The organism is Sphaerimonospora sp. CA-214678 (assembly GCF_050942215.1).
In the GTDB taxonomy this organism is placed as follows: domain Bacteria; phylum Actinomycetota; class Actinomycetes; order Streptosporangiales; family Streptosporangiaceae; genus Sphaerimonospora.
Genome location: NZ_CP192056.1, coordinates 1,781,195 through 1,795,987 on the forward strand (window position 1 = coordinate 1,781,195; position 14,793 = coordinate 1,795,987).

The window sequence follows — 14,793 nt, forward strand, 5'->3', positions numbered from 1 at the left end:
CTAAACCAGATGGACGCCGGGTGCGCGCGGACGTAGCTCAATGGTAGAGCCCCAGTCTTCCAAACTGGCTACGCGGGTTCGATTCCCGTCGTCCGCTCTCAAGGCGAAAGGCCAGGTCATCCCGTACGGGAAGCCCGGCCTTTTCGATCTCTGGTCACTTAAGACGATCTTCCGTGCCACATCAGGTGCCGTACTGACGAGCGCGGGCGCCGATGCCGTGATCAGCGCTATGAGAGAACTCGCAACCGCATTGCGGAGCGTGCCGGACCTGTAGACGTTCGAGGCTCGTCACGTCGCCGCACGGGGGACGAGGTGCGTGTGAAGGCGTCCGTGGTCACGAGTTCCCCTACGGGTTCAAGCCGCCGCCCTGCGGGCGTCGGTGGCGCGGCGCGGCCGGTCGCGGCCGGGCATGCGGCATCTTCGGGCCGGTCCCGGCCGCACCGCCGCCAACCGCGCCCGATGGGCAGGAGGCTGACCACCGTAGCGACCGCACAGCACCGTAGAGGGCTGAGGTCTTTTCTTGCCTCCGGCGGGGATCTCCGGCCCCGAGGTGATCGCGGAAAGTCGAGGTTCGTGGGTGGTTGGGGAGCCTGATCGCCTCGCCCGCAATCGACCCGGGCAAGCCCAGCAGACCAGCTCCCACGGTTCAAGTCCGGCCGTTCCTGTAGGCCAACCAGCGAGCGAGGAAGGTCACCGGGAACATGGAACACGCGAGGCCGGGCATGCCCCTCCGCCGCCGGCCCGCTGCCGCTCCGCGGTGGGTCGACGGCGAACGAGGCATCGGGGCAGGGACGATGTGCGCGGAGGACCGCCCCTGGATGGACCTCTACAGGTCAACAAGCACTGGTCTGGCGTCTGCTCTGCGATGGGTGAATATGCGGCGGAGCACGTCACGCATACGGTTCATGTCGGCCTCGGGGACGTCCAACACGGCTTCGATCACCGGGTCATCCAAGCCGAGATCTTCCAGAGCGGCCGGGTCGAGTACAACGCGCAATGTGCCATCGCGAACAGCGACTTCTCGCACGCAGCCGTACGCGGTTCCCTGATCGGCCGTAACCACGCAGTGGGTGTCCATGGCGAGATCCACGTCCTGCCCTTCGGCCTCTTCGATTCCGCGCATGAAGAGCAGGATGAAGCCGCTGCCATCCTTGAATTCCGCCACCCCGGCTTGGCGGTAATCCTCATCGAACTCTTCGTCTCCGGCAGCCGCACGGGCAGTGAATCGGTAGGTCATGCAGGGGTTATATCAGCCAGGTGACTTACAGATGCCCCGCTCACCGGACATCTTCGGCAGTACATCGACTGGTCGTTCACCGGCCGTATCGAGTGCTGACGCGCGTGAACGCCTGCACGTTAGCTGTGGCGGCTACCAATCGCTGACAAGCACCATCTTCAGAGGCCGCAGTCTCCGTCATCATTGGAGCTGTGCGGTCGGCGGAGGAGTGGGATCGGTGTCTTGGATGGGCCATGGAGTTGGTTTCGGAAGATCCAGCCCGGCGGAGGTGGGCCCTGGGACGTCTACGGGGTTCCGACGAGCGGCGTGCCAAGGCATTGGCGGAGTTCAACGAGGTCTGGCAGCACGAGGGACCTGCACGCTCCGAGGTGCTGGCCCGGTGGTGTGCTGAGCGGGACAGAAGGCTTCCCGATGCGCTCTGGGAGTACGTCCCTATCGAGTCCTACGCGCAGTGGGGCGGACTGAAGTACCTCCTGCTCTACCTGGAGTGGGAGTCCCGTTATCCGGATGAGTGGATGGCCGATGCCAAGAGCTGGGCGACCAAGGATGAAGGCTTACGCGATCTGACCAGGGCTCTGCCGTACCTGCCGGACGAGGTGGTTGATCAGCTCGCGCACCTGGTGTGTCTGGCGGTGCGCCGTGAGCACCGCGTCTGGGACGTGCGATATGCGATCCTGGCCAGGGCTATCGGCTATGGGCGGCTGGGACCGCTGCTGGCTGAGATTGCCGGGGACGCCCACGAGAAGGTCCGCATGCGTGCGCGCTATCTCCTGTGGTTGCTCGATCATCCGGAACTGCCGAGGCCCAAGAGGAGCCAATGGGTGACATGGTTGAAGAGTCAGGGAGAGCTCCAAGCCGTTGCTTGCACTGTTCCAGTAGACCTGCACCAGAACAGGAATCACGCCTTTCACCAAATACCTGAGCGAGCTTCGGGCATCCGCGCGAACTCGCGCCCGCGAGCTGCCGATAACCTCCTGATCGGCGGTCGCAGGACCATCTGTTTACAAGGGAAGGGCAATCCCCTTGTTGCTCGCTCGCCGCCCTGCTCGATCGTTATATGCAGGCCGGTGCAGTGTGCTCGTGTGAGGCGGCGTTGCTGTACTGGCCGCTGTACAGCTCCCCCTGGTTCCACGCCAGTTGAGAGTCGCGTCTCGCAGGACCTCAGAACGTATGGACGCCCTTGGCCCGGGGCGAGATCCTTGCGTCGGAGGTGGGCCGTGAACGAGATGGAGCGCCGGTTTCACCGCGCGACCTTTTCGATCTTCGGCGAGTCGCCGAGATCGTTCGTATGGAGCCGGTTCCGCGATGGACGTCGGCCGTGCCACCCCTGTAGGCGATCGGGATGGGGGCGGGGATCACGGTGGAGCGGTCTACCGGGGCGGGTCCGACAAGCGAGGCCGGGCGGACATGTTCTCCGGCTTCCGCTAAGAGCGGCTGACGAGCGGATCTTCGGATCGGCAGGGCCGCGGCCTTCCGGCATGTCCAGTGCGACGCGGTCGCATCCAGGATGGGAACAGGCGACCGGCGGGGTTCGAGTCTGCGGTGGCGTCAGCCGGAGCAGCGAAGGAGAGCCCACACGGCCTTGCCGCCGTGGTCGAGAGGGTCCCATCCCCAGGCCTGGCTGTAGGTCTCCACGATGTAGAGACCCCGGCCGTGTTCGGAGACGAAGTCGGGTTCCTTCGGCGCCGGGACGCGGTCACTGGGGTCGGAGACGGCCAGCAGGACGTGCGGTGCGACGTGGAGCAGCACCAGCGTGATCGGGTGGTCGCTCCATTCGCCGACCGGATACCGCGCGTAACGTACGGCGTTCGTCACGAGTTCTGAGACGACGAGCGACGCGTCCTCGCTCAGCTCGGTCAGGCCCCATTGCCGCAGGGTGCTCCGGGTGACCTCGCGTGCTCGACCGACGGAGTCGGCCTGGGGGCGCAGCGGACACGTCCTGGTATCGGACTCGCCGGCCGTACGAAGGAACCAGTCGAATCCCGTCTCGCGGATCATGGAACCGGCGGACCCGGACTTCTCCGACATGCCGCCCGTACCTCCTGCTGGCCCGTCTCCATGGCTTGGCGCATATGTGACCCAATATGCACCAAGCCATGATGGAACAGGCACCATCCCCCATGCAAGCCCCAAATGCACGTGCACCTGGCGTGTGCAAATGCACAGCTTAGACTTTCGGGGCGTGTCGCAGGGTGACGTGGATGAGACCTTGTCAATTGGGCCGGAACTGGTGACACTGTGTGGGCTGGGGGTGGTGTCGTGCGGGGCTTCCCTTGGCGGCACGAGTGGTACGCAGAGGGCCGGGCTGAGAGGGAGGCGTCGTGATGCAGATCCAACCCGGATCGGGCCCGACGGCTCTCCGTATCCTCCTGGGGGCGCAGCTCCGCAGGCTCAGGGAGGACAAGGGCGTCTCCCGCGACGAGGCCGGGCAGTACATCCGCGGCTCGGAATCCAAGATCAGCCGGATGGAGCTGGGCCGGGTCAGCTTCAAGGAGCGCGACGTCGCCGACCTCCTCACCCTCTACGGAGTGGAGGGGGAGGAGACGCGGGCGGCCGTGATGGGCCTGGTGGAGCAGGCCAACGAGCCCGGCTGGTGGCACCGGTTCAACGACGTGCTCCCGGGCTGGTTCCAGACCTATGTCGGGTTGGAGGAGGCGGCCTCCCGCATCCGCACCTACGAGGTTCAGTTCGTCCCCGGCCTGCTGCAGACCAAGGAGTACGCGCGTGCCGTCATAACGGCGGGCGCGGTCGGCGCGGTGCCCGAGGAGATCGCCAGACGGGTCGACCTGCGCCTCGAGCGGCAGCGCATCCTGGACGGCGGCGAAGGCCCGCTGTTCTGGGCGGTGATCGACGAGGCGGCGCTGCGGCGGCCGATCGGCGGTGTGGACGTGATGCGCGGCCAGATCCAGCACCTCATCGACCTGATGAATCAGCCCAACGTGACGATCCAGGTCATTCCGTTCAGTCACGGAGGGCACGCCGCGGAGGGCGGGGCCTTCAGCATCCTGCGGTTCGCCGACCCGGAGCTTCCCGACATCGTTTACGTGGAGCAACTCGCCAGCGCGCTCTACCTGGACAAACGCGAGGAGATCGATCGCTATACCGAGGTCATGGAGCGTTTGTGCGCCGTGAGCACGACCCCGGCGGATACCGTGAATCTGCTCCAGCGGATCATCGGCGACCTATGACAGCCCCGTGGCTGTCGCTGCCAGGCGCCGGTCTGTTCTAGACTGCCCTTGGCGCTGGACACCCGCCACAGTCGAGCATGCCTAAGCGGTTACGCCCTGGCGGGCGGTAGTCTCTGTGCCTCTCACGTGGGCGCGGCGCGCGTTTGCTGTGCCGCGGTTGTCGTGCACTAAGCGCCCGCGATCACCAGACGCTGGATCAAGGAGACCACCCCGTGAAGACCGCTGTCGAGGAGCTCAGCCCTACCCGGGTCAGGCTCACCGTCGAGGTGCCGTTCAAGGAGCTCGAGTCGAGCCTGCAGGCCGCCTACAAGAAGGTCGCGCAGCAGGTGCGTGTGCCCGGGTTCCGTCCCGGCAAGGTGCCGGCCCGGATCATCGAGCAGCGCTTCGGCCGCGCGGTGGTTCTCGAGGAGACCCTGAACGACGCCCTGCCCAAGCTGTACGGCCAGGCCGTGGACGAGACCGACGTCTTCCCGGTCAGCCAGCCGGAGATCGAGGTCACCAAGCTCGAGGACGGAGAGCAGGTCGAGTTCACCGCCGAGGTGGACATCCGCCCGGCCTTCGAGGTGCCCGACTTCGCCGGCCTCGAGGTCGTCGTCGGCGTGGCCGAGGTGACAGACGAGGACATCGACGCCCAGCTCACCGGGCTGCGCCAGCGCTTCGCCACGCTGACCGGGGTCGAGCGTGCGGCCGCCACCGGCGACTACGTCGTGATGGACCTGCGCGCGGAGATCGACGGAAAGAACCTCGAGGAGCAGCAGGCCGCCGACGTCTCCTACGAGGTCGGCGCCGGCTCGGTGCTCCAGGGGCTGGACGAGGCGCTCCAGGGCATGTCGGCGGGCGACGAGAAGACCTTCCGCACCACACTCGTCGGCGGCGAGAACGCCGGCGAGGAGGCCGACGTGATCATCACGGTCAAGTCGGTCAAGGAGAAGGTGCTGCCCGAGCTGGACGACGACTTCGCTCAGCTCGCCAGCGAGTTCGACACGCTCGACGAGCTGAAGGACGGGCTGAGGAGCCAGATCCGCCGCAACAAGCTGATCGAGCAGGTCGTGGAGAGCCGCGAGAAGGCCCTGGACGCGCTGCTCGAGAAGATCGACATTCCGCTGCCGGAAAGCGCGCTCACCGCGGAGGTCGACGCCCGCAAGCACAACCTCGACCACGAGGTGGCGGAGAGCGGGCTCAGCCGCGAGGCCTACTTCCGCCTCTACCAGACGACCGAGGAGGAGCGCTTCGCCGAGTACGAGCAGAACGCGGTGAAGGCGCTGAAGGCGGGCTTCGTCCTCGACAAGATCGTGAAGGCCGAGGACCTCGGGGTCAGCGAGCAGGAGCTCACCGACTTCGTGGTGCGCCGCGCCATGCAGCTCGGCGTCGCCCCGAACACGCTGGCCCAGCACCTCGCCGACAACAACCAGCTCCCGCTCGCGATGATGGAGATCGTCCGGGAGAAGGCCAAGACCATCGTGGGCGACGCCGCCAGCGTGAAGGACGAGGCGGGCAACGTCATCGACCTCAAGGCCATCTACGCCGAGCTCAACCCCGAGCAGGAGCAGGTCGGGGCGGAGCAGGCTCAGGCCGGAGACGAGCCGGAGCAGCCCGCGGAAAGCTGAGTTTCCGGCTCTCGCCGAAATTCCGATGGTCGTGCTCCGGTAAACGCCGGCCGACCCGTTGAGCGGATTGACCCCCGACGCGCTTCGGTGCGTCGGGGGTTTTCGCCGCTATTCCCGGGTAAATTCCAGTAAATTTCTCGCCGTACGCGCCCCGCCATCCGGTCATACAGGCATGACCTGGGCATTCGTACGACACCGTGCAGGCGCGCGGCGACGGGAAAGACGGCCGTGAGCACCACTCCATGCCGGTGAGACGGGGAACCTGCGCCGACAGCGAACAGCACGGTGAGGAGGCATGACCTGTCGGCGGCGCGCGTTAAGGTCACAAGCAAAGCCAACCGATTACGACGCATTGGAAGGTGACGCTGTGACCAGCCCGCCGACCTTCTTCCCGTCTACAGGCTCCGGTTTTGAGGCCCGGGGCCGTGAGGAGGGCCCGACCCGCCTCGAAGACCAGCTCTACCAGCGGTTGCTGCGGGAGCGCATCGTGGTGCTCGGGACCCAGGTGAACGACGAGGTGGCCAACCGGCTCTGCGCCGAACTCCTGCTCCTCGCCGCGGACGACCCGGACCGCGACATCTGGATGTACATCAACTCCCCGGGCGGTTCGGTGACGGCCGGCATGGCGATTTACGACATGATGGAGTATGTGCCGAACAACGTCTGCACGGTCGCGATGGGACTGGCCGCCTCGATGGGGCAGTTCCTGCTCTGCGCCGGCGAGCGCGGGAAGCGGTACGCGCTGCCGCACGCGCGCATCATGATGCACCAGCCCTCGGGCGGCATCGGCGGAACCGCGGCGGACGTCGCGATTCAGGCCGAGCAGATGCTGTACGTGAAGAAGACGCTCGCCGAGCGCATCGCCTTCCACACCGGGCAGCCGCTCGACCAGATCGAGCGTGACTCCGACCGCGACCGCTGGTTCACGGCCGAGGAGGCCAAGGACTACGGCTTCATCGACCATGTCGTGCGCAGCGCGCGTCAGGTGCCCTCCGAGGGCGCCGTCTCATGACTGGAGCTTTCCAAGTGAGCGAGCTGATCCGGCCGGGAGACATCAACGGCCGCTACGTACTTCCCTCCTTCGTCGAACGCACGTCGTACGGCGTGAAGGAGATGAACCCGTACAACAAGCTGTTCGAGGACCGCATCATCTTCCTCGGCGTCCAGATCGACGACGCCTCGGCGAACGACGTGATGGCGCAGCTTCTGACGCTGGAGTCGCTGGACCCGGACCGCGACATCAGCATGTACATCAACTCCCCGGGCGGGTCGTTCACCGCCATGACGGCGATCTACGACACGATGCAGTTCGTCCGTCCGGAGATCCAGACGGTCTGCCTGGGCCAGGCGGCGTCGGCGGCGGCCGTCCTGCTGGCCGGCGGCACTCCGGGCAAGCGCTTCGCGCTGCCGAACGCCCGTGTCCTGATCCACCAGCCCTATACCGAGGGCGGGGGTCAGGGGAGTGACATCGAGATCCAGGCCCGTGAGATCCTGCGGATGAGGTCGCTGCTCGAGGAGATCATCGCGCGGCACTCGGGTAAGGCGCCCGACGACGTCCGCAGGGACATCGAGCGCGACAAGATCCTCAGCGCGGAGGAGGCGAAGGAGTACGGGCTGGTGGACGACATCATCCCGTCCCGGAAGAAGCGCGCGGCGGCGATCGCTGCTTCCTGAGGAGTTGCCGCACCGGAACGCGTCCCAATTGGGCACGTTCCGGTGCGACTCGCCGCCAGGGGGCTCACTGAGGGCCCAGAAGACGGTAACGTCGAAACCTGAGCGGGATGACGTTTTCGCCCCGGAGCCAGACCGGGTGCGGACGGAAGCGACCGCGGCGGCAGGGCGGTCCCACGCAAAGGAGTATCTGGGGTGGCACGCATCGGCGACGGGGGAGACCTGCTCAAATGCTCGTTCTGCGGCAAGAGCCAGAAGCAGGTCAAGAAGCTCATCGCCGGACCAGGCGTCTACATCTGCGATGAGTGCATCGATCTCTGCAACGAGATCATCGAGGAGGAGCTCTCCGAGTCCTCCGAGCTCAAGTGGGACAACCTTCCCAAGCCGCGTGAGATCTTCGAGTTCCTCGATGCGTACGTCATCGGCCAGGACAAGGCGAAGAAGGCCCTGTCCGTGGCGGTGTACAACCACTACAAGCGCGTTCAGTCCGGCGAGCGCTCTCGTGACGACGGCCTGGAGTTGGCGAAGTCCAACATCCTGCTGCTCGGCCCGACCGGCTCCGGCAAGACCCTGCTGGCGCAGACCCTCGCCAGGATGCTCAATGTCCCGTTCGCCATAGCCGACGCGACCGCGCTGACCGAGGCGGGGTACGTCGGGGAGGACGTGGAGAACATCCTCCTCAAGCTGATCCAGGCCGCCGACTACGACGTCAAGAAGGCCGAGACGGGCATCATCTACATCGACGAGGTCGACAAGATCGCTCGCAAGAGCGAGAACCCGTCGATCACCCGGGACGTCTCCGGCGAGGGCGTCCAGCAGGCCCTGCTGAAGATCCTGGAGGGGACGACCGCGAGCGTGCCGCCGCAGGGCGGCCGCAAGCATCCGCATCAGGAGTTCATCCAGATCGACACCACGAACGTGCTGTTCATCTGTGGCGGTGCCTTCGCCGGCCTGGAAAAGATCATCGAATCGAGGATCGGCAAGAAGGGCATCGGCTTCAACGCGATCATCCGGTCCAAGGAGGAGATCGACGCCTCGGACATCTTCTCCGAGGTGATGCCGGAAGACCTGCTGAAGTTCGGCATGATCCCCGAGTTCGTCGGCCGGCTTCCGGTGATCACGTCGGTGCACAACCTGGACAGGGAAGCGCTGATCCAGATCCTCACCGAGCCGCGCAACGCGCTGGTGAAGCAGTATCACCGCCTGTTCGAGCTGGACAACGTCGAGCTGGAGTTCACCGACGACGCCCTGGAGGCGATCGCCGACCAGGCCATCCTGCGCGGCACCGGAGCCCGCGGACTGCGGGCGATCCTGGAGGAGGTCCTCCTCTCGGTGATGTACGAGGTGCCCTCCAGGCAGGACGTGGCCCGCGTCGTCATCACCCGCGAGGCCGTACTGGAGCATGTGAACCCGACCCTCGTGCCGCGTGACCAGCTCCAGGCCAAGCAGCAGCGCACCCCGAGAGAGAAGTCCGCATAGCAATCAGGCCGGCCGGAGGTGGCCGGCCCCAAGAGACGGTGTACGGCGACGCGCTGCCGACGAGACGGTACAGAGGGCGGCCGGACATCCCTAGAATTGGGCATCATGACAACGCCTGAGCTGCCTACCCAGTACGCGCCCGCCGATGTCGAGACCCGTAGTTACGAGCGCTGGGTATCCGAGGGGTATTTCACCGCTCACACGGGCAGCGGGCGTGAGCCGTACAGCATCGTGCTCCCTCCGCCCAACGTGACCGGCTCGCTGCACGTCGGGCACGCGCTCGACCACTCCATCCAGGACGCGCTGACCCGCCGCGCCCGCATGCGGGATTTCGAGACCCTGTGGCTCCCCGGCATGGACCACGCCGGCATCGCGACCCAGAACGTCGTCGAGCGCGAGATGGCCAAGGACGGTCTGTCCCGGCACGATCTCGGCCGCGAGGCGTTCGTCGAGCGCGTCTGGCAGTGGAAGGAGGAGTCCGGCGGACGGATCCTCGGCCAGATGAAGAAGCTCGGCGACGGCGTGGACTGGTCGCGCGAGCGGTTCACCATGGACGAAGGCCTGTCCCGGGCCGTCCAGACGATCTTCAAGCGGCTGTTCGACGACGGGCTGATCTACCGTGCCGAGCGCATCATCAACTGGTGCCCGCGCTGCCTGACCGCGCTGTCCGATATCGAGGTGGAGCACACCGAGGACGACGGCGAGCTCGTCTCGATCAGGTACGGCTCGGGCGACACGGAGATCGTGGTCGCCACCACACGGGCGGAGACCATGCTGGGCGACACCGCCGTGGCCGTCCACCCCGCCGACGAACGCTATGCGCACATGGTGGGCAAGCAGGTGGAGCTACCGCTGACCGGGCGGCTCATCCCGATCGTGGCCGACGAGCACGTCGACCCGGAGTTCGGCACCGGCGCGGTGAAGGTCACCCCGGCGCACGACCCCAACGACTTCGAGATCGGGCGGCGTCACTCGCTGGAATCCATCGTGATCATGGATGAGCGGGGCGTCATCACGGCGCACGGACCGTTCGAGGGGCTCGACCGGTTCGAGGCACGGCCCGCCGTGGTCGACGCGCTGCGCGAGGAGGGCCGGATCGTCGCCGAGAAGCGGCCGTACGTGCACTCGGTCGGCCACTGCTCCCGCTGCAAGACGGTGGTGGAGCCGAGGCTGTCGCTGCAGTGGTTCGTCAATGTCTCGCCGCTCGCCAAGGCGGCGGGCGACGCGGTCCGCGACGGGCGCACCAACATCCACCCGCCGGAGATGGCCAAGCGCTACTTCGACTGGGTCGACGACATGCACGACTGGTGCATCTCCCGGCAGCTGTGGTGGGGCCACCGCATCCCGGTCTGGTACGGCCCCGACGGCGAAATGGTGTGCGTGGGCCCGGACGAGGAGCCGCCCGCCGGGTACGAGCAGGACCAGGACGTGCTCGACACGTGGTTCTCCTCAGGCCTGTGGCCGTTCTCCACGCTCGGCTGGCCCGACGCCACGCCGGAACTGGCCCGCTTCTACCCGACCACGGTGCTGGTCACCGGCTACGACATCCTGTTCTTCTGGGTCGCCCGCATGATGATGTTCGGGCTGTACGCGATGGACGGGCAGCCGCCGTTCCGCACGGTGGCACTGCACGGCATGGTCCGCGACCAGTTCGGCAAGAAGATGTCGAAGTCGTTCGGCAACGTCGTCGATCCACTCGACTGGATCAGTCGCTACGGCGCGGACGCCACCCGGTTCACGCTGCTACGCGGGGCCAACCCCGGATCGGACGTGGCGATCAGCGAAGACTGGGCGGCCGGATCGCGAAACTTCTGCAACAAGATCTGGAACGCGACGCGCTTCGCCCTGATGAACGGCGCCGTTTCGGACGGCCTGCCGGAGCGGCTCACCGCCGCAGACCGGTGGATCCTCTCCCGCCTCCAGACGGTCATCACATCGGTCGACACGGCCTTCGAGAACTTCGAATTCGCCAAGGCCTCTGACGTGCTCTACCACTTCGCCTGGGACGAGGTCTGCGACTGGTACGTCGAGCTAGCGAAGATCCAGATCTCCGCTGGTGGTGAGGTCGCCGAGAACACCAAGCGCGTCCTCGGCCATGTCTTCGACGCCCTGCTGCGGCTTCTGCACCCCCTGATCCCGTTTGTGACCGAGGAACTGTGGCGGGCTCTCACCGGTGGCGAATCGATCGTGATCGCTCCCTGGCCGACCGTCTCGGCCAAGCTGGCCGAAGACGTCACCGCCGAACAGGAGATCGCGTCCGTTCAGGAACTGGTCACAGAGGTGCGCAGATTCCGCTCCGACCAGGGCCTCAAGCCCGGACAGCGCGTGGCCGCGCGACTGTCCCTGTCCGGTACGGCTCTCGCCCCGCACGAGAAGGCCATCCGGTCGCTGCTGCGACTCGAAGCCCCCTCTGAGACCTTCGCCGCGACGGCTCGGCTCTCCGTCGGTGCGGTCCTGGTGGAGATCGACACGGCCGGCGCCATCGACGTGGCGGCCGAGCGGAGAAGGCTGGAGAAGGATCTGGCCGCAGCCCGCAAGGAGCACGCCCAGGTCACCGGCAAGCTGGCCAACGAGCAGTTCATGGCCAAGGCACCGGAGAACGTCGTCGCCAAGGTGCGCCAGCGGGCCGCTCAGGCCGAAGAGGACATCTCCCGCATCGAGTCCCAGCTCGCCGCACTGCCGTCCTAGCCAAGACACGCGAGCATCCGAGCCATCCGGTAACCGACCGAGTCACAGGAGCCCACCGACGTGAGGGGTTCCGGCCTCGGTGATTCCGGGGCTCGGGTGCTCACGGCCTCCGGGGCTTGTGCGTGTGCGCTTGAATTCGCGTGTGCGCTTGAAGTCGGATGGGTGCCGGCTGAGGCTGGGTGGGTACGGTCGGCGCGGGAACGGGCGGGTCCTCCGGCCGGCCGTGATAGTTGCGATCCGGTGAAAGAGGCCTCCGGCCTCCCCGGGCGCGGTGGTCTCTGGCACGGTCCTAAGCCGGCCGGAGGACCCGCCCGCCCCCGCGCCTTGTGGCCGTGAGCGTTGCCAGGCCGCTGTGTCCGTCAAGCGCGTCGGCTGTCCGCCCCCGGCAGGTTTGGACAGCCATCCCACGGGGAAGTACAGGAAGTTAACCACTGCACCCTTGAGGGGGTGCTACTCTACTTGGGCGCGGCAGGCCCGGTGCGCCTCGATCCCCCTCAGGGAGAACGGCTGCTAGGCTCTCCGCGACTCCTCTTCCTTGACCGAATTTCGGTGTGTGTTCTGTCGCGATTCGACGGGGCCGCGAGGTTCGGGTAAGTTGGAGGGGCTCCGGAAACGGAGCATAAAAATTCCGACGAGTGACGGAATTCATGGAAAATGGTCTCGGTCGAGGCGATTTGACAAGAATAAAGTAACTCGGCAGAATAGAGATACAACGAAATGGTCTGAAACGCCCCGGATCCTGGGATCGCCCGCTGGTCGGGTTTCCGGGTGGTGGTGTACGCGTCCGTTTCTTGAGAACTCAACAGTGTGCTAAAAGCCAGTGCATTTTGATGCATTACCCCGTTCTCGCGCGCCCCTTTTTTGTGGGTGTGTGGGGGACGGATTCCTTTGATCGGCATTCACTGCTGTTTCGGTGGTGGTGGGTGTTGGCTGGGGTTTCTTTTCAGACATTGTTTGGAGAGTTTGATCCTGGCTCAGGACGAACGCTGGCGGCGTGCTTAACACATGCAAGTCGAGCGGAAAGGCCCTTCGGGGTACTCGAGCGGCGAACGGGTGAGTAACACGTGAGTAACCTGCCCCTGACTCTGGGATAAGCCTGGGAAACCGGGTCTAATACTGGATATGACCACTCCGGGCATCTGGTGGTGGTGGAAAGTTTTTCGGTTGGGGATGGGCTCGCGGCCTATCAGCTTGTTGGTGGGGTGATGGCCTACCAAGGCGACGACGGGTAGCCGGCCTGAGAGGGCGACCGGCCACACTGGGACTGAGACACGGCCCAGACTCCTACGGGAGGCAGCAGTGGGGAATATTGCGCAATGGGCGGAAGCCTGACGCAGCGACGCCGCGTGGGGGATGACGGCCTTCGGGTTGTAAACCTCTTTCGGCAGGGACGAAGTTGACGTGTACCTGTGGAAGAAGCGCCGGCTAACTACGTGCCAGCAGCCGCGGTAATACGTAGGGCGCAAGCGTTGTCCGGAATTATTGGGCGTAAAGAGCTCGTAGGTGGCTTGTCGCGTCTGCCGTGAAAGCCCGTGGCTTAACTACGGGTCTGCGGTGGATACGGGCAGGCTAGAGGCTGGTAGGGGCAAGTGGAATTCCTGGTGTAGCGGTGAAATGCGCAGATATCAGGAGGAACACCGGTGGCGAAGGCGGCTTGCTGGGCCAGTTCTGACGCTGAGGAGCGAAAGCGTGGGGAGCGAACAGGATTAGATACCCTGGTAGTCCACGCTGTAAACGTTGGGCGCTAGGTGTGGGGATCTTCCATGGTTCCTGTGCCGTAGCTAACGCATTAAGCGCCCCGCCTGGGGAGTACGGCCGCAAGGCTAAAACTCAAAGGAATTGACGGGGGCCCGCACAAGCGGCGGAGCATGTTGCTTAATTCGACGCAACGCGAAGAACCTTACCAAGGTTTGACATACGCTGGACGCGCTCGGAGACGGGTGTTCCTTTCGGGGCCGGTGTACAGGTGGTGCATGGCTGTCGTCAGCTCGTGTCGTGAGATGTTGGGTTAAGTCCCGCAACGAGCGCAACCCTTGTTCCATGTTGCCAGCGGCGGCTTCGGCCGGCCGGGGACTCATGGGAGACTGCCGGGGTCAACTCGGAGGAAGGTGGGGATGACGTCAAGTCATCATGCCCCTTATGTCTTGGGCTGCAAACATGCTACAATGGTCGGTACAGAGGGCTGCTAACCCGTGAGGGGGAGCGAATCCCTAAAAGCCGGTCTCAGTTCGGATTGGGGTCTGCAACTCGACCCCATGAAGTCGGAGTCGCTAGTAATCGCAGATCAGCAACGCTGCGGTGAATACGTTCCCGGGCCTTGTACACACCGCCCGTCACGTCACGAAAGTCGGCAACACCCGAAGCCCGTGGCCCAACCCGTTTGGGGGGGAGCGGTCGAAGGTGGGGCTGGCGATTGGGACGAAGTCGTAACAAGGTAGCCGTACCGGAAGGTGCGGCTGGATCACCTCCTTTCTAAGGAGCATCTGGCCGGCTCGTGGCATCTTCTCTCTGCCTTGCTGTGGGGGGTTGGGTGTTGGGGGTTTGGTCTAGTGTCGCTGCGGTCATCGGCGTGTGTTCGGTGCGTGGCGTGCTGCTTAGTGGAGCACTGGTTATTCGGGTTGTTCTGGTCGGTCTGTTGGTGAGTACCGCCGTGGTTGTCACGGAGTGGGAAAGGCATGGGGCGGGCTGGGAGAGTCCGGGCACACTGTTGGGTCCTGAGGGAACGGGCTTCCTGATGGCTGTGGGTGTTCTCGTTTTGTGTTCCTGCTGCGGTGGGGGCGTGGGGCGAGGGTGCCGGTGGTTGTCGGGTGTTTTTTCCTTCGTGCGGGGCTGGTCTCCTGCCATACCGGCGGGGTCTGCGCCTGGGTGGGCTGTTGCTGTCGTGGTGTTGTGCTGCGGTGGTGGTGGTTGTCGTCTGGGGTGT

The 14,793-nt window shown here is 65.4% G+C and carries 9 protein-coding genes, 1 tRNA gene and 1 rRNA gene; 8 read left to right on the forward strand and 3 right to left on the reverse strand.

Translation table 11 applies throughout. From position 1 onward, the window contains the following. The first annotated feature begins 26 nt into the window (after nucleotides 1-26). Nucleotides 27-97 (forward strand) — tRNA-Gly (locus tag ACQP1K_RS08275). Between the two features lie 729 nt (nucleotides 98-826). Here ACQP1K_RS08275 and ACQP1K_RS08280 read toward each other — a convergent pair. The 3 genes from ACQP1K_RS08280 to ACQP1K_RS08290 form a co-directional block, all read right to left on the reverse strand. Next, nucleotides 827-1,237, reverse strand: a complete 411-nt coding sequence (locus tag ACQP1K_RS08280; RefSeq protein ID WP_433500287.1) for an Imm10 family immunity protein — start codon at nucleotides 1,235-1,237, stop codon at nucleotides 827-829. A 554-nt stretch (nucleotides 1,238-1,791) separates the two neighbouring features. Beyond that, nucleotides 1,792-2,025, reverse strand: a complete 234-nt coding sequence (locus ACQP1K_RS08285) for a hypothetical protein (RefSeq protein ID WP_433500288.1) — start codon at nucleotides 2,023-2,025, stop codon at nucleotides 1,792-1,794. 760 nt (nucleotides 2,026-2,785) lie between these two features. Beyond that, the gene (locus tag ACQP1K_RS08290) at nucleotides 2,786-3,265 is read right to left on the reverse strand and encodes an ATP-binding protein (protein ID WP_433500289.1); all 480 of its coding nucleotides are present in this window, start codon (nucleotides 3,263-3,265) and stop codon (nucleotides 2,786-2,788) included. 293 nt (nucleotides 3,266-3,558) lie between these two features. Between ACQP1K_RS08290 and ACQP1K_RS08295 the strand changes: the two genes are divergently transcribed. The 7 genes from ACQP1K_RS08295 (at nucleotide 3,559) to ACQP1K_RS08325 (ending at nucleotide 14,342) form a co-directional block, all read left to right on the forward strand. Then, nucleotides 3,559-4,425 carry a helix-turn-helix domain-containing protein gene (locus ACQP1K_RS08295; protein WP_433500290.1) on the forward strand — a complete coding sequence of 289 codons (867 nt, stop codon included), beginning with the start codon at nucleotides 3,559-3,561 and terminating at the stop codon, nucleotides 4,423-4,425. 212 nt (nucleotides 4,426-4,637) lie between these two features. Then, complete coding sequence (gene tig / locus ACQP1K_RS08300; protein WP_433500291.1) at nucleotides 4,638-6,032, forward strand: trigger factor; 1,395 nt, start codon at nucleotides 4,638-4,640, stop codon at nucleotides 6,030-6,032. Between the two features lie 367 nt (nucleotides 6,033-6,399). Beyond that, nucleotides 6,400-7,044 carry a ClpP family protease gene (locus ACQP1K_RS08305; protein WP_433500292.1) on the forward strand — a complete coding sequence of 215 codons (645 nt, stop codon included), beginning with the start codon at nucleotides 6,400-6,402 and terminating at the stop codon, nucleotides 7,042-7,044. Beyond that, nucleotides 7,041-7,706, forward strand: a complete 666-nt coding sequence (locus tag ACQP1K_RS08310) for an ATP-dependent Clp protease proteolytic subunit (RefSeq protein ID WP_433500293.1) — start codon at nucleotides 7,041-7,043, stop codon at nucleotides 7,704-7,706. Before ACQP1K_RS08305 ends, ACQP1K_RS08310 begins: the two co-directional genes overlap by 4 nt. A 192-nt stretch (nucleotides 7,707-7,898) precedes the next feature. Next, nucleotides 7,899-9,182 carry an ATP-dependent Clp protease ATP-binding subunit ClpX gene (gene clpX / locus ACQP1K_RS08315; RefSeq protein ID WP_433500294.1) on the forward strand — a complete coding sequence of 428 codons (1,284 nt, stop codon included), beginning with the start codon at nucleotides 7,899-7,901 and terminating at the stop codon, nucleotides 9,180-9,182. A gap of 105 nt (nucleotides 9,183-9,287) precedes the next feature. Further along, nucleotides 9,288-11,870 carry a valine--tRNA ligase gene (locus ACQP1K_RS08320; RefSeq protein WP_433500295.1) on the forward strand — a complete coding sequence of 861 codons (2,583 nt, stop codon included), beginning with the start codon at nucleotides 9,288-9,290 and terminating at the stop codon, nucleotides 11,868-11,870. Nucleotides 11,871-12,821: 951 nt separating this feature from the next. After that, nucleotides 12,822-14,342, forward strand: a 16S ribosomal RNA gene (locus tag ACQP1K_RS08325). Nucleotides 14,343-14,793: the final 451 nt, after the last annotated feature.